Source organism: Mesobacillus jeotgali (assembly GCF_014856545.2).
Classification (GTDB): Bacteria; Bacillota; Bacilli; order Bacillales; family Cytobacillaceae; genus Mesobacillus.
The window spans coordinates 462,253-477,799 of sequence record NZ_CP109811.1 but is presented as its reverse complement, the minus strand read 5'-3'; the positions used below and the strand labels follow the sequence as shown (position 1 = coordinate 477,799).

Below are 15,547 nucleotides of genomic sequence, written 5' to 3'. Positions count from 1 at the left end.
AAAATAATCCCAAAAATATCCACCTCATTCTGTACGAGGTGGATATCGTTTATCTCAGCTCAAAATAATCCATCGTAGATGTCTCTTCAAAGCCGCATGACTTATAAAGGTTTAGCGCATTGGAGTTCTCGGCCGCAACCTGCAGCATGATTTCCTGGGCATTTGCTTCCCGCAGCTTTTCAATGGCCAGCAAAAGGAGCGCCCTGCCGTAACCCTTCCGACGATGTTCCGGCAACACACCCAAACCAAAAATGGCACCAAGCTTCGATGTCAGCTGCAGATTTACCTTCCCGATGATTTGCCCTTCTTTTTCAACAAGATAAGAGGTCATCCCGCGCCTTTCCTCTTCCTCTGGCAAAATCATCTCTTCTGAACTGATTTCCTCTTCCTTCGGCAAAATCATGTCTTCTGAACTGATTTCCTCTTTTTCAGCCAAAATCATGTCTTCTGAACTGATTTCGTCTTCATCCTTAAAATAAATCGCGTTCTGCCGTGCAATCTCGTGCGCGTCCGCGTTCGTCGCTTTTCTGAACGCAATGCCCGCCAACTGGTCCGGAGTGGCATCTGGGATATCTTTTTTCAAAAACATCTCATACTCAGAATGCTTGTATTGCGCACCAACACTAGCAATGAAATTCTGTCCCGATTCCGAGTTGCGGTCACTCAGCAGCAGCATGCTGCCCGTGCACCGGCGCTTCCATTCTGCTATGACCAGCTCAAACAATTTGGTGAAAACACCCTTGCGACGGTAATCCGGATCCACCATCCCGTTCACTTCCCATGGGCCGCCGAAGCTTGAGATCCCCATATAGCCTATCAGCTCTTCCCCATCAAAGTAGAGGAACTCATTTATATCCTCGACGCCCTTGCTGCTGTCATTGCTGACGCCAAGCTTGTAATCAAGCTCCAGTTTCAGTGCCGTTTGGTCATGTTCCACGCAGCGCTCCTGAAGATGGGCGATTATTTCATAATCCACTTCATCAATACTCTCTTTTAATTTAATCCACGGTTTCCCTATTTTCTTCACGGACGACATCCCTTTTGCATAAAATTCCCACAGAAAAGGATGTAACCATCAAAACGAGCGGAATCACAAAACTGCGGTCCACCCCTTCCATGCTTCCAGCCACGATGATCCCCACAAGCATAAATCCCGCTATGATGAAGTAGATCAATGACCTGTCCTTCTTCTGTTTGGTCGTATATTTCATTCGCTTAAACATAGGTTTACACCTCTTTCTTCTAAGAAAAATTATAGCAAACCAAAGAATCAGCAGGACGAAAAAAAGGCTGCCAGTCAAACTGGCAGCCAAATTATTTAAAGGGGGAATTAAAAATCAAGTTAAGCAGCGTTGTGTGTGGCTTCTTCTCCGCGCTTGAAAACAGTTTTGCGGATGAATGGAACTACCCAGCGGTCTAAGCCGTATTTACCTGCGTTATAGCCTGCGAACAGGATGATGAAGCCAAAGAAGATGTCAGTTGGGTTATGAGATACTGTTCCAGCAAGGAAGAAGCTGAAGTTCATCACAAGGCCGAAGAACATCGCAGCAGTTGTCAGTGTTCCAAGGATCAAGCCAAGACCTACAAGGAATTCACCTAGTGGCACGATAAAGTTGAAAATGTCCACATTCGGAATCGCAAAGCTCTCAAGGAAATTCACATACCATCCGTATACTGCGTTTCCGTCTGGACCTTTTACCGGGTTCGCCACCGCATTTTTCAAATATCCAGAAGCGTCGAAGCCTTCACCAGTCAATTTGCCCCAACCTGCAGTCATCCAGTTGTAACCTAGCCAAACCCTAATGACAGTCAATATACCAGCAGCAACATTGTTTTCTCTTAACCATTTCGCAAACATGTTCCTCACTCCAATAAGTTTATTAGTATTAGTACACTTATAAGATATCAAATATATCTCGAGAATAGGGATTTTTGTGAATGTATTCACAATTCTGTTGAAATGTTTTGAACGAAAGGTGACAACGCTATTTAAACTTTTTTTTATAGCCTTCATTCCGGCAGAATCTATTCCTTAATCCCTGTTTGAATCTTTTTTTAAAAAAATGCCTTCACCCCTGCATATCGCTCCAGATTCTAGCCATCATAAGGACGACAATACCAACTAGGAGTGATCAGGATGAAAAAATCAATCATCATTGCAGGCTGTGCTGTTTTTACAATGGGTTTAGCCGGGTGCGGAGCGAATAACAATGCTGCTGACAATAACCGTGACCAGCAGGTAGAAATCTCCCAGGTTAGACGCGGACCGGCAACTGAAGGCAACAGACTCCAGCTGGCTGATCGTGCCGAGCGCCAGATTGAGCAAATGCCGGAAGTAGACGACGCACGAGTCATCATCTCGGAAAACAATGCATATGTCGCTGTTCGACTTGCGGACTCGGAGAACGAAGGAAATGCAGAAATCAATGGTGCCCTGGATGGAAACGGCAGGACTTTTACCGAGAATGGACGAGTGGATCAGAGTGACAACCGTGCAGGAAATGACGGAATCATTGACGGCAAAGGTGACGCAGGAAATGGCGACCGCCAAAACGCTGGCAACACAAATCGCAACAATGTACTTGGCAATGATAATAATAACGGCAATGGAAACATGAATGGAATTGGCAATACAGACATGAATGGAAACGCAGCTGGTAACACCATGAACGGCAAAAATGGCCAGCTGGAGATGCAGATTGAACAAAGAGTGCGCCAGGCAAATAACAGAATCGATAAAGTCTACGTTTCAGTTGACCGTGATGCCTACAACAGAATGGGAACATTCGCCGATGACATCCGCACCGACAGAAACAGAGACGGCATGTTCGAAGACTTCCGTAATGCAATGGACGGTTTCTTTGGAAGATAGCATTGAAGGCATTTTCAACCTAAATGTGCCCTTATAGGCCGTTTTACCTCTGCATAAGGGTACATTTTCAACCTAAATGTGCCCTTATATGCCGCTTTACCTCTGCATAAGGGTACATTTTCAACCTAAATGTGCCCTTATATGCCGCTTTACCTCTGCATAAGGGTACATTGCGCTCCTAAAAAACATAACCATAGGTATTAATCATAAGAGTATCAACACTTAAGCATAGGATCTCATTCGAGACCAGTGAAAAACCACTCTTTTTTCTTTCCCTTTTGTTAGCTCATTTGAAATGAACTCCAATTTACATAGATTTCACCGAAATAAGCAGTAAAAAAGAGGAAGCGATCGCCGCTATCCTCTTTAAATTTACTGCTATTGCGGCTAATTTTGATTGTACAGACACACTTAAAAGACCATACCCCCTGGCTCGGGATAGGCCATGAAACCTTTTAAGCTCCGCATTTTTCCCTTCGATGGTTGCTCGCTTTTTATACTTTTTCTTAAATTCCTCAGTTTTTTGATACTGGGATATTTCATAAAATTCAGAGGTGTTCAATCCAACGACCAAGATTCTTCTCGCGCTGGTCTTTGCACACTCATCATGCAAGGGACAGGCCTTACATTGGTTGATCTCGAAGTAATACTTATAGCCCTCTCTGACACCATCTTTTCTCTTTGATTTATAGCGTTTTTTATTTAGTGTTGTATTCCCCTGGCTGCACTGCCATTCATCCGAATCTTTATTATAGGTAAATTCACTTTCATCCAGCCTGTATACTAGGGAGCTAACTGGTATGTATGGTCGGGCATTAAGTTCCTGTATGTCATCGAGAATGTATTTTCTGAAATAGGCCTTATCTCCATAAACTTCATCGATGTTCATACCTGATTTAAGGGTATCTTTTAACATTTCTTTTGCGTAACCGCCATCCATATAAGCGCCATCTGATGTTCGGACTGAAGTGATAATTCGCTCATCCGTTGTCATAACGAACTCTGTTTTATAGCCATAAAAATCCTGGGTTTTACTTTTTCGTCCAACCCTCGCATCTTCATCTATAAGTGATCGAATGCCTTTTTGATTCATGAATTTCGGGTCACTGAGGATGTCTTTCGCTTTCTGGATCATCTGCTGGGTTTCCTGTTCATGGCCTGAAATGTTTTTTTCTGCTTCATCAATGACGGTTTCCAAGTATTGTTTCATGACCTTCTTGGCTTCATGGTGATCCGGAATGTCCTGGTAATCTGGTACCTCCGGTATATTTTCCAAGGAGTGACCCGATTCAATTTCATAGGCACCAACGATTTTCTTGGCGATATGCTTCATTAATCTTTCAGGTGTCTTCTTTATTGTATTTGCTTCAATATGGGTGGCATCAATGCTCACACTCTTCCCTTCAAGGATCCCTTGTTCCACACATTGTCGTGCAATCTCAGTAATGATTTCGTCTAATGTGGATTCTCCTAGACGGTGGGTCCTGAATTTGGAAAGAAGACTTTTATCAGGGAGGGTATCTTCCGGATTGAGGCCAAGAAAATACAGATAAGCAAGATTTAATTCTGCCTCCGCCTTGATTTGTTCATCGGAATAATTATATAGATGTTGTAGAAATAGAAGTTTACACATCAACTCAGGTTCTTTTGCAGGACGTCCAAACCGTTTGGAATAGCTATCGATCAGTAGTTCATTAATAAAACTGAAATCTACAACAGTAGTAATCTTCTTAAGAATATGATTTTCTGGTATTTTATCGTATAATACGGAGTGAAAACTTGATTGCTTTGGCTCTAGTCGAAGCACAAGAAAAACCCCCTAATGGTCGGTATTTGGTCGTACCCATTATACCATTCAGGGGGTTTTTTCATGGATAAAAACAGAATAAGTGAGAAAAGGGACCTTTAATTAGACTTTTTCACTGGTCTCGATCTCATTCCTATGCTTTTTATTTTGGCCTAAACAGGATTTCCTCCCTCTGCTCTCGAATTAAGCTTAAATCGATACTAAGGGAGATTAAAATGATCGTTCATACTGAAATACAGGAGGAAATCTTCGAAACCATCAGCCATTTATTTGGATTGGAGATTCAGGGCTATAATCAAATTCATTTAGGTTTCAAGAACTTGAAGTGGCAGATAAAAACGGATGCCGGTGATTTTTTTGTGAAGCAATATAATAAGCAAAGATATCCTGACCACAGGATTCCAGGACTGGAAAAAGCGCTTCAAATTCAACAAAAATTGTTTGATGAAGGCCTCCCCTGTCCTGAGTTATTTTCACGCAACGAAAAATTCATCTTGAATACTGAGGGCGGTGAACGATTCGTTCTGACAGGGTTCAATAAAGGACTCACCCTTCCCCCTGGCAGCGCAAATCCTTCACAAATGTACAGTCTCGGGAAAACCACCGGGAACATGCATGTACTGCTCGAGGAACATATCGCTTTGGAACCGCTGCATTGGGATATTCAATCCAAACCAGAAATGTTGGAAAACTGGACTGATCGATGGAAGAAAGCCATTGAGTTGGAGTGCGGCAAAACGATTAAGAGATTGGAAACGCAAAGAAGGATTCTCGAGGAGAATGACACGGATTTATTTTCTGAATGTGAAATAGGGTGGGCCCATTGGGACTTATTCGCGGATAATATCTTATTCAACGAAAATGAGGTAGCATCCATTCTTGATTTTGACCGGATGAGTGTCGTTTATACCGATTTCGATATTTCCAGGCCTATTCTGTCCTGCTGCCTTCATAAAAATAAAATACGGCATGAGTGTGTTTCCGCATTTGTCAGCGGCTATCGTCAGTTCAAACCCTTGCCGCCTGAAAAATTGGTACGTTCAATTAAACTGACCTGGTGGAGAGAAGCAGACTGGCTTCGGGTTGAAAAACCGGGAGACTCCACTCCCCTCAAACGATTCCGTGAAGAAAATGCCTGGATAGCTGACCACTGGGATCAACTGGAGGATTTATTTTCCGGAAAATAAAAATAGCTGCCGGGATTAGCCGGCAGCCAACTATATTAAAGGGGGATTTAATTCAAGTTAAGCTGCGTTGCGTGTGACTTCTTCTCCGCGCTTGAAAACAGTTTTGCGGATGAATGGTACTACCCAGCGGTCTAGACCGTATTTACCTGCGTTGTAGCCTGCGAACAGGATGATGAAGCCGAAGAAGATGTCTGTTGGGTTGTGAGATACAGTTCCTGCCAGGAAGAAGCTGAAGTTCATAACTAGACCAAAGAACATTGCAGCAGTTGTCAGTGTTCCAAGGATCAAACCAAGACCTACCAGGAATTCTCCAAGCGGAACAATGAAGTTAAATATATCCACGTTCGGGATCGCGAAGCTTTCAAGGAAGTTCACGTACCAGCCGTAAACCGCGTTTCCGTCTGGACCTTTAACTGGGTTCGCCACCGCATTTTTCAAATAGCCAGAAGCGTCGAAGCCTTCACCAGTCAACTTGCCCCATCCAGCAGTCATCCAGTTGTACCCAAGCCATATTCTAATAACAGCCAATAGACCAGCAGCAACATTGTTTTCTCTTAACCACTTTGCAAACATGTTCTTCACTCCAATAAGTTATTTATTATTATTACACTATTAACATATCAAATTTCCATCAAAAGAATACTGCGTTGTGACATAAGTCACAATTCTGTTGAAAAGCTTTGAACGAATTGTGGCAGAGGATTTTGTAAGGCTGTTCTAGAAAGTACTAATACAGGAAAAGCTTCTGTTAAAACCGCAAAATCCCTGAGAGGAGAAATCCAATATGTACGAACTGAAAACAAAAGAAAATGACAGTAGTGTCATTGAGTTCATCGAAACCGTCGACAGTCCCAAGAAGCGTGAGGATGCTTACAGGTTATTGGATATTTTCACAGAAACAGCAGGTTATCCGGCGAAAATGTGGGGACCTAGCATCATCGGGTTTGGATCCTATCACTACAAGTATGACTCCGGCCACGAAGGAGACGCGCCACTTGTAGGTTTCTCGCCACGGAAAGCGAAGATCAGCCTGTATTTTGCCACTGGTGACACAGAAAGAGAGGCTTTGCTAAAAGACTTCGGCAAACATACCTCCGGGAAAGCTTGTGTGTACATAAACAAAGTAGCGGATATTGATGTGGAAGTTTTGAAAGCACTCATCAATCAGTCTGTCACTTTTTTAAAAGAAAGGTATCCCACTACATAAGGAGAGATTAATATGGAACCTATTACTGTTCCCGACCTTTCAGCAAGACCACATGGTTTTAAAGTGGAGCGTTTAATGGAGTCATCGGCTGAGGTCCTTTTTGCAGCCTGGACAGAGAAGTTCGATGAATGGTTTGCCGCTCCCGGAACGCTGATCATGAAAGCTGAAATCAACTCTGTGTTTTTCTTCGAGACCGTTTTTAAAACGGAAGAAGACCTAGTTGAGCAGCGCCATCCGCATTACGGAAGATTTCTGCGGTTAATTCCTGACCGCCTGATCGAATTCACCTGGGTAACCGGTGCAGGAGGAACGGAGGGCGCCGAAACTGTGGTGACAATCGAGCTTGAACCAAGGGGCAATGGTACTTATCTGAGCCTGACACACAAAGGATTTCTACATGAAAAATCCAAAAGCCGGCATGATTCAGCCTGGAAAATGATACTTGAACACCTCGATCGCAAGATGATGGAAGATAAATAGCTACCGATGTACTTCGTCACAAGGCATTTCCTCCTGAAACAAAAATGTAAATAACTGGACTCGTTAAAGTCACACAAAACGGGAATATAGATTTCAAGAGGAGTTACATTCGATTGGAGGGAAATGACGATGAAGAAATCGACCAAGAATTTTGTACTGGCTTCTTTGCTTTCAGCTGGCGGCGCCGTTCTGCTGACAGCCGCTTACCGAAAGAGCCAGCGCGATGCGATTCGCTTTCTTGAGGATACAGACATGAGGAACAGCGAGAAAATCGACCAGATGGAGAGTGTCGATGCTGGTTTAGATCCAGCTGAAAGAGGACTTACCATGCTAGATTCAGCCATGCGCGCCGAATGGCAGGCCAACGGTTTCCCGCAAACCCATATGGAAATGGAAGAATTGGCAGAGGAAACCGACGTCGAGAAAAATACAAACTACGCACCGAATATGTAAACAAAAGGCGCGCCAAGATACAGCAATAACTCAGACTGTGGACAAACTCACTAAAAATGAGCATGTCTTCAGTCTATTTATTTTGTGTGAAATAGCGATAAGTGCCCTTTTGAAGCTGCTAATGGAGCTGGATCTGAAAAAAGCGGCATCCATCGTTCTCCACACGGGAATTCAAAAGCCATCTTTTCAACTAAAAACAAAAACCTCACCATTCCCGGCGAGGTTCCTGTTTAGGCATTCTGTTGTGTAAGGCTCTTTTCTTTTTTTCCATGGAGTGCGTAATAGGTAAAGACACCGATGATGATCAGCGGCACCATCGCCAGGTACAGCCCGCGGTATCCATAGTCCGGCACCATGTAGCCAAGCAGGAATGGGCCGACACCTATCCCAATATCCATCATGATGAAAAAGGTCGAGGTGGCGAGGCCCATTCGATGCGGCGGAGTCATTTTGATGGCAACCGTCTGGGCGACAGATTGAAAGTTTCCATACCCTAACCCGATGAGCGCGGCAGCTAAAAGGAACAAAGCCCCTGAATTCGCCTGGCTTAAAACCAACATGCCTAACGCAAAAGCAATCATTGCCGGATAAGCAACGAAATTGGCACCTTTGGCGTCCATCAGCTTCCCCGTGAACGGCCTTGAAAACAAGACAGCCATGGCGTATACGAAAAAGTACATGCTCCCCGCTTCTGTCAGGTCTGCTTCTTTCGCGAATGACGCGATGAATGAGAGCGTCCCAGAGTATGCGAGCGCAATGACGAACATAACAATGGAGACTGGCAATGCATTGGGCTCCAGGTATTTCCCCAAACTGAATCCCTTGCTGCCGGCACCTTCAGCCGTATTATCCACAACTGGTTCCTTTACCATAAGGGCAACCGGCAAACAGAGCATTCCAACAACGAGTGAGAAAATGAACATGCTTTCGTAGCCAAATTGGCTGATCATCGGCAGGCCGATCAGCGGACCAATCGCCGTCGATAAAATCACGCTCAAACTGAAGTAGCTGATTCCTTCGCCCTTCCTGCTGGCAGGAACCACCTGCGCCACAATCGTTCCCGTCGCGGTTGACGCAAACCCAATGCCGACACCATGGAGAAAACGGACAGCCAGAAGGACATAAATATTGGAGGGGATGAGATAAAGAGCAGTAATCACAACGAAAAACACTATCCCGCCAATCAACATCCTCTTGCTGCCAATTCTCGCAACCTCTTTGCCGGCATACAATCTGGCAAAAAGGACCCCGATGATGAAAATACTCGAAGCCAGGCCGGCCATACTAGATGACGCATCATACGCATCTGTGGCATACGATGCCATCGTTACAATCAATAGATACATAGAAAGCATCATCACGAAATTCACAAGCGAAATCGAAATGAAATCCTTCGTCCATAACTTTTCTTTCTGCATACATTCACCTTCTAAGTTGTACAACATATTTCGAAAACCGAATTAATTATAACGTTTTTAAAAATTTATGTCTATGGAGGTGAACTTTGAGAACATGTAAAAGAAAAAGACTGAACCCTCACAGGATCCAGTCATGAACACTTATTTTGGCAGCAAAACTTTATCGATTACATGGATGACACCATTAGACGCTTCAATGTCAGGAGTTACGACGTTCGCGTCATTTACTTGAACCGGGTCAAGTGAGATGGTGACATTTTTCTTTGCCAGTGTCTGTGCCTTCATACCTTCCTTCAGGTCACCCGACATGACTTTGCCAGGAAGCACATGGTACAGCAGGATATCCTTCAGATCCTGTCTTGCCAGCAACTCGTCTGCTGTAATGCCCAGGTCCTTGAGAAGCTTGTTGAATGCTTCATCTGTTGGCGCAAAAACTGTGAACGGCCCTTCGCCTTTCAACGTTTCAACCAGACCTGCTTTCTCGAGCGCAGCTGCTAGAATTTTAAAATTTCCTGCTGCTACTGCCGTATCGACAATATCCTTTTTATTTCCTGGATTGCCCGCAGCAAATCCAGGATTCGCAATTGATATCACCATCATCGCTGCCAAAAGAACTGCACCAAACTTCTTCATCATGAGAATCACTCCTTTTTCCAATAGAGGCATGATTAACCTCTGTATTTTTACAAAAGGTAGTATTCTCCATCCTTACAGATTTATCCTCAAATTGTATTGACTGATTTCATAAGATTTCCGGCACTTGCTTCAGGTTCATCGAAAGCTATGTGAGAAAGCAGGAAAAATTTAAATAAAGGGCTGCCAGCAATTCTACTGGCAGCCCTTTTCTTCTATATTACTCAGACATAATGTCTTCCATTTCTTTAAACTCTTCCTTTACAGCTTTGCCTGGTCCGGTTGTTATTTTACTTACAACAATGACGGCAATTAAGCTCAAGAAGAATCCAGGAATCATTTCATACATGAATTCTGATAAACCATCAATGCTGATCCAGATGATTACGGTAAGTGCACCGACGACGATACCGGCAAGCGCACCCCAACGATTCATCTGCTTCCAGTACAGGCTCAGGATCATGACTGGTCCAAATGCTGCACCGAATCCAGCCCATGCATTACCGACCAATGAAAGAATTGTGTCATTAGGTGTATAAGACAGCGCGATACCCACTAATGCAACAAGCAATACGGCTGCACGGCCGACGAATACCAATTCCTTGTCACTTGCTTCGCGGCGGAAGAACGCTTTGTAAAAGTCCTCCGTCAATGCACTTGAAGTAACAAGCAGCTGGGAAGAAATTGTACTCATGATCGCAGCCAAGATCGCAGCGAGCAGGAATCCTGTGATAAATGGGTTGAACAGGATGTTCGCAAACATGATAAAGACTGTTTCTGGATTTTCAAGCGTTACGTTGTTCAACTCTACATAAGCAATCCCGACAAGACCGACTGCCAAAGCACCGATGATCGAAACGACCATCCATGTCATCGCAATTCTGCGGGCAGGCTTAAGGTCCTCCATTGACTTAATCGCCATAAAGCGGACAATGATATGCGGCTGGCCGAAGTAACCAAGACCCCATGCCAATAGCGAAACGATTCCAAGGAATGTCGTCCCTTTGAAAAGATCCATTAATGTTGGGTCAATGGCTCCAACAGTATCCATCACGTTTCCAGGTCCGCCAAGCTCTGTAAAAGCAACCACCGGCACCAAAACAAGCGCAAGGAACATGATGATACCTTGAACAAAGTCAGTCAAACTAACAGCAAGGAAACCGCCGAAAAGTGTATAAACGATAACAACACCAGCTGTCACGAACAAGCCCATACGATAATCAAGCCCGAATGCCGACTCGAACAAAGTACCGCCTGAAACTAGACCCGCTGAAGTGTACAGCGTGAAGAAAATGATAATAACGACTGCAGATACAGACTTAAGGATTTTCGTATGATCTGAAAAGCGGTTTTCAAGGAAATCGGGGATTGTGATTGAATCATTTGCCAACTCCGTATACGTTCGAAGTCTTGGAGCTAAGATGAGGTAGTTCAAATAGGCACCAATCGATAATCCAACAGCGATCCAGGCACTGGAAATACCTGACGTGTACATTGCGCCAGGCAAGCCCATCAACATCCAGCCACTCATGTCAGATGCTCCAGCTGACAGCGCTGTTACCGAAGGTCCAAGTCCACGGCCGCCAAGCATATAGTCTGATAGATCAGACGTTTTGCGGTATGCATACAATCCGATCAGGATCATTGCAATAAAATAAATTGCTAAAGAAATAAATACTTCAATACTCACCAAATCTCTCCTTTTCGTTTTCCCTAAACGAAATAAGTAACATAGTGGTTTGAAAAGCGCAAGCGCCTCGGTCAGCTCCGACAAGCGTTGGAGGGCCGACCGGTGAAGTCGGTCTTTGACTTCATTGGGCGGACCGAAACGTCTCGAGGAGCTAGGCGCTGAAGCTGGACAATCGAAATCGGCTAACGTTGAAGAATGAAATTTAATTCTCAAATATAAATGTATAAGAGCTAACCAGCCGAACCACACAGAAAAAAATTCTTATGTTAATTATGCCGTCCAAGTTTTTCCTGCCCTCATGGGGCTTACGGTTATTAAACCTAACAAACATCCGGAATTGTTTCAAGGATGTTACATGATTATGTGAACAGTTAAAAACCGCGCCCTGACTAGCCTGTTAGGAATGGTAACGCTTTCAAAATTTATTGAAGTAAATATATTATGAAAATTCTGAATAAGTTATTCAGCGACTAAACAAGCACTTTTTCGTATAATAAAAACTCCCCAGAGCAGGGAGTTTCTGTTGCTAATGTGATGAATAAATAAACAGATAAATCGCCATCGTTAGGCTGCCGATTCCGAGCACGGCCAGACTTGCATAAAACACTTTTCGCCATGTTTCCCCAATGAAGTAGATGTTCAGCAAGAAGTAATAAATCACGGCACTTCCTCCGATGAACAGCAAATATTCCTTGAGGTATTTTGCTGGCATCGGGTTGGTCACACTCGTCAGCGCCAATCCGGCAAAGATGAATACCCCGATGATATTCAATATCTTTTTGAAATCCGCTTCCGGGGTCCTCTCTATTTCAACATTTTGTGATGTCTGTATTTTCGTTTCCATTCTGTCACCTCAGATAATAAGTCTTATTTGTTTTACGATTCAAATCAAAAAATGTTCCGTCAAATTATAGACAACTTTTCCCAGTCGGGACATGTACCCTTACCATTCCTTTTCTCCGGCATATTCTATTAAGACTAACTAAAAGGAGGAGGTTATATGAAACTTTATTTAGATCCAGGCCATGGCGGCTCGGATTCTGGAGCGCAGGGAAATGGTCTATTGGAGAAAGATTTGACCCTGGATATCGCGCTTAAAATCCGCTCCATCCTTGAGAATAACTATGAAAATATTGATGTAAGGATGAGTCGGACAAGCGATATAACGAAAAATTTGAGCCAGAGGACGGATGAGGCCAACGCCTGGGGCGCTGACTTTTATTTGTCAATCCACATCAATTCCTTCAACGGCTCTGCCAGTGGATACGAGGATTATATACACAGCAGCTTATCGGATAATTCAGCAACCGCTAGATACCGTGATATCATCCACAGTGAAGTGATGAAGCTGAATCAGCTCGATGACCGCGGTAAGAAAAAAGCCGATTTCCATGTACTTCGCGAATCCAAAATGGATGCGATGCTATCCGAGAACGGCTTTATCGACAATGCCCAGGACGCAGAGCTTATGAAGCAGGAATCCTGGCGGCGCAATGTGGCACAAGGACATGCGAATGGCATTGCAAAAGCGTTCAACCTTACAGCGACTGGAACGCCAACTCGCGGGGACGCTGCCTTTAAAGTCATCGCTGGTTCCTTCCAGCAGAGAGTGAATGCCGAGCGGCGAGTGGCAGAACTGGACTCCAAAGGGATTGAAAGCTATGTAGCAGAAACCGCTCTCTCCGGCCAGACCTGGTATCGGGTACAAGCCGGTGCTTTTTCAAACCGTGAAAATGCCGAAACTCGCGTCAATGAAATCGAGAGCCAGGGTATTGATGCATTTATCACTACCGAATAATTATGTATGCCCCGGCCGAATCCTGACATTGGATCCGGCCGTTTCCTTATAAAAAAATTACTCTTCAAAACTTTCTTCCAGCTCTGTGATCAGTTCACCGACGTAGGTGACTGCTTCGCGGATTGGTTCTGGCTCAGACATATCGACTCCAGCTTTTTTAATTAAGTCTAGTGGCTTCAGTGTCCCGCCGGCCCTCAATACGTCGAGCCAGTTTTCCACTGCCGGCTTGCCCTCGTCAAGGATTCGCCTTGAAACCAGCGTCGAGACTGTTAATCCTGCTGAATACGTATATGGATACAAGCCCATGTAATAGTGCGGCTGGTGCATCCAGGTCAGTCCTGCTCCTTCATCCATTTCAACGGAATCTCCCCAGAAGTTTTCAAGGACCTCCCGCTTTAACCTCGACAATAAGTCAGCGGTCAACGGCTCGCCATCTTCGGCCAGTTTGTAAACCCTGCGCTGAAGTTCTCCTTCAAGCAGATGGGTGACAAAATTATGATAGTACGTCCCCAATAGCTGGAGAATGACCCAGCGCCTTTTCCGCTTGTCCTCCGTATTCGACAACAAGTGGTTTCCGAGCAGCATCTCATTCATCGTCGATGGTGCCTCGATAAAATATCTCGACGGCCGGGTATTAACCATTCTCTGATTCTTTCCTGCCAAGTAAAAGTGTCCGGCATGACCCAATTCATGAGCAAGCGTGAACGCACCGCGCATCGTATCCGGCCAGGTCATCAGGATGTATGGATGCGCTCCATATGGACTCGAGCAAAAAGCACCCGTGCTCTTCCCGACATTGTCAGCATAATCAACCCATCTCTCGGACAGCGCCGTCTTGATCATTTCGCTGTACTCCGGCCCCATGATTTCGAGTGCTTCCTGGACCGTTTCAGCTGCCTCGTCATAGCTGGTCTCTATTTTATACTCTGGATCCAGCGGCGCTTTAAGGTCCGCATTCGTCATCTTATCCAGACCTAAGACGCGTTTTTTCAATTTAGCATAACGCCTCATATGCGGAGCCAGCTCTTCCTGGATGATGTCCAGCTGGTTATCATACATCTCCCTGGTGACCTGCTGATCATGCAGAAGCATATCGGTGGCAGAGTCATAATTCCTAAGCTTAGCCATCGCCACCTCCTGATTCACCTGGGTGGCATATGTGGCTGCAAATGTGTGCTTATATTGGTTCAATGTCTTGTTAAAAGATTCATAAGAGTTGCGGCGCACAGCTGCCGACGGCGAAGACACGTATTTGCCTGAATAAAGAGCAAAAGAAAGAGGAATTTCATTTCCCTCTTCATCGATAAACGGATCAAACTGCATGTCAGACAATTTCCCCCGGTTGTAAATATTGTACGGAGAACTGAACAGTGACCCAAGAGCAGCGAGCGTTTCCTCTGTTTCCTCTCCGAGTGCGTGAGGCTTGCGCTCCTGTAAATTCCTCAAGTACATTTTGAAGGGATCCAATCCTGGCTCTTCTTCTAAAAATTGTTCTACTTTTCCTTCAGGAAGCTTGATGATTTCTGTTTCTACGAACGTAAGCTCTGAATTGACAGTCGATTGAGCATCGCTTACCCTGGCACCATCCTTCTGCCTTTCCGAATCGGTATGGTCGACTGATAGCCGCAGATTGGCATACATCGAAACAAGGTTAAAACGCTCCAACAGCTTCTCCTTCGCCTCAAGGCATTGGAGCAGCTCGCCTGCACTATTGCCAAGCTTCCCCTTATATTTAGTGACTTCCGGCAAATCCTCCTTGACACCCTTCAGCTCGTTTTCCCAATCACTCTTCGATTCAAAAAGATCACTTAAATCCCAGGTCTGCTTTTCACCGACATCCTGTCTTTTTATCCGCTCATTTGATTTTTTCGCCATGCTTTCCCCTCCTTGCGATTTTTCGTCTATTAAAGCTATACCACAACCAAAAGCCTCTACACGTAAAATTTAAGGAAGCCGCACAGAAAGAAGCCTGGCACTCATCGAATACCAGGCCTCTTATCTA

15 protein-coding genes and 1 pseudogene are annotated in these 15,547 nt (G+C 44.6%); 6 read left to right on the top strand and 10 right to left on the bottom strand.

Features of this window, described 5'->3' with window-relative positions; translation table 11 throughout:
* Positions 1-49 precede the first annotated feature (49 nt).
* From FOF60_RS02405 to FOF60_RS02395, 3 genes are all read right to left on the bottom strand, one after another.
* Positions 50-1,036 (bottom strand): GNAT family N-acetyltransferase, encoded by a 987-nt coding sequence (locus FOF60_RS02405; protein WP_192473798.1) that lies wholly within the window; start codon positions 1,034-1,036, stop codon positions 50-52.
* Positions 999-1,223 carry a hypothetical protein gene (locus tag FOF60_RS02400; protein ID WP_192473799.1) on the bottom strand — a complete coding sequence of 75 codons (225 nt, stop codon included), beginning with the start codon at positions 1,221-1,223 and terminating at the stop codon, positions 999-1,001. Before FOF60_RS02400 ends, FOF60_RS02405 begins: the two co-directional genes overlap by 38 nt.
* Before the next feature lie 119 nt (positions 1,224-1,342).
* Positions 1,343-1,858 carry a DoxX family protein gene (locus FOF60_RS02395; protein ID WP_192473800.1) on the bottom strand — a complete coding sequence of 172 codons (516 nt, stop codon included), beginning with the start codon at positions 1,856-1,858 and terminating at the stop codon, positions 1,343-1,345.
* 279 nt (positions 1,859-2,137) lie between these two features.
* Between FOF60_RS02395 and FOF60_RS02390 the strand changes: the two genes are divergently transcribed.
* A complete protein-coding gene (locus FOF60_RS02390; RefSeq protein ID WP_192473801.1) occupies positions 2,138-2,872 on the top strand; it encodes a YhcN/YlaJ family sporulation lipoprotein in 735 nt (244 codons plus the stop codon).
* Positions 2,873-3,206: 334 nt separating this feature from the next.
* Here the strand turns inward: FOF60_RS02390 and FOF60_RS02385 are convergent.
* Positions 3,207-4,679, bottom strand: a pseudogene (locus FOF60_RS02385) (IS1182 family transposase); the annotation flags it as partial.
* A 215-nt stretch (positions 4,680-4,894) separates the two neighbouring features.
* Between FOF60_RS02385 and FOF60_RS02380 the strand changes: the two are divergent.
* Positions 4,895-5,866, top strand: coding sequence for a phosphotransferase (locus FOF60_RS02380; RefSeq protein WP_192473031.1), 972 nt, complete (start codon positions 4,895-4,897; stop codon positions 5,864-5,866).
* Between the two features lie 57 nt (positions 5,867-5,923).
* Here FOF60_RS02380 and FOF60_RS02375 read toward each other — a convergent pair whose 3' ends face one another.
* The gene (locus FOF60_RS02375) at positions 5,924-6,439 is read right to left on the bottom strand and encodes a DoxX family protein (protein ID WP_192473030.1); all 516 of its coding nucleotides are present in this window, start codon (positions 6,437-6,439) and stop codon (positions 5,924-5,926) included.
* A 211-nt stretch (positions 6,440-6,650) separates the two neighbouring features.
* On the opposite strand from FOF60_RS02375, the gene FOF60_RS02370 reads away from it, so the two are divergent.
* The 3 genes from FOF60_RS02370 to FOF60_RS02360 all read left to right on the top strand — a co-directional run bounded on the left by FOF60_RS02370 (position 6,651) and on the right by FOF60_RS02360 (position 8,006).
* A complete protein-coding gene (locus tag FOF60_RS02370) occupies positions 6,651-7,073 on the top strand; it encodes a DUF1801 domain-containing protein (RefSeq protein ID WP_192473028.1) in 423 nt (140 codons plus the stop codon).
* A 12-nt stretch (positions 7,074-7,085) separates the two neighbouring features.
* Positions 7,086-7,553, top strand: coding sequence for an SRPBCC family protein (locus FOF60_RS02365; protein ID WP_192473026.1), 468 nt, complete (start codon positions 7,086-7,088; stop codon positions 7,551-7,553).
* A 129-nt stretch (positions 7,554-7,682) separates the two neighbouring features.
* Entirely contained in the window at positions 7,683-8,006 is a 324-nt protein-coding gene (locus tag FOF60_RS02360) for a hypothetical protein (protein WP_192473025.1), read from the top strand.
* A gap of 230 nt (positions 8,007-8,236) precedes the next feature.
* Here the strand turns inward: FOF60_RS02360 and FOF60_RS02355 are convergent, their stop codons facing one another.
* The 4 genes from FOF60_RS02355 to FOF60_RS02340 all read right to left on the bottom strand — a co-directional run bounded on the left by FOF60_RS02355 (position 8,237) and on the right by FOF60_RS02340 (position 12,591).
* Positions 8,237-9,424 carry an MFS transporter gene (locus FOF60_RS02355; RefSeq protein WP_192473024.1) on the bottom strand — a complete coding sequence of 396 codons (1,188 nt, stop codon included), beginning with the start codon at positions 9,422-9,424 and terminating at the stop codon, positions 8,237-8,239.
* A gap of 141 nt (positions 9,425-9,565) precedes the next feature.
* Complete coding sequence (locus tag FOF60_RS02350) at positions 9,566-10,060, bottom strand: fasciclin domain-containing protein (protein ID WP_192473023.1); 495 nt, start codon at positions 10,058-10,060, stop codon at positions 9,566-9,568.
* 217 nt (positions 10,061-10,277) lie between these two features.
* Positions 10,278-11,747 (bottom strand): sodium/proline symporter PutP, encoded by a 1,470-nt coding sequence (gene putP / locus FOF60_RS02345; protein WP_192473022.1) that lies wholly within the window; start codon positions 11,745-11,747, stop codon positions 10,278-10,280.
* Between the two features lie 526 nt (positions 11,748-12,273).
* On the bottom strand, positions 12,274-12,591 hold the full coding sequence (locus FOF60_RS02340) for a hypothetical protein (RefSeq protein WP_225650367.1): 318 nt from the start codon (positions 12,589-12,591) through the stop codon (positions 12,274-12,276).
* A gap of 156 nt (positions 12,592-12,747) precedes the next feature.
* Here FOF60_RS02340 and FOF60_RS02335 point away from each other — a divergent pair, with 156 nt between their 5' ends.
* Positions 12,748-13,545 carry an N-acetylmuramoyl-L-alanine amidase gene (locus FOF60_RS02335; protein ID WP_192473020.1) on the top strand — a complete coding sequence of 266 codons (798 nt, stop codon included), beginning with the start codon at positions 12,748-12,750 and terminating at the stop codon, positions 13,543-13,545.
* Positions 13,546-13,602: 57 nt separating this feature from the next.
* Here the strand turns inward: FOF60_RS02335 and pepF are convergent, their stop codons facing one another.
* Positions 13,603-15,420 carry an oligoendopeptidase F gene (gene pepF, locus FOF60_RS02330; RefSeq protein ID WP_192473019.1) on the bottom strand — a complete coding sequence of 606 codons (1,818 nt, stop codon included), beginning with the start codon at positions 15,418-15,420 and terminating at the stop codon, positions 13,603-13,605.
* Between the last annotated feature and the right edge of the window lie 127 nt (positions 15,421-15,547).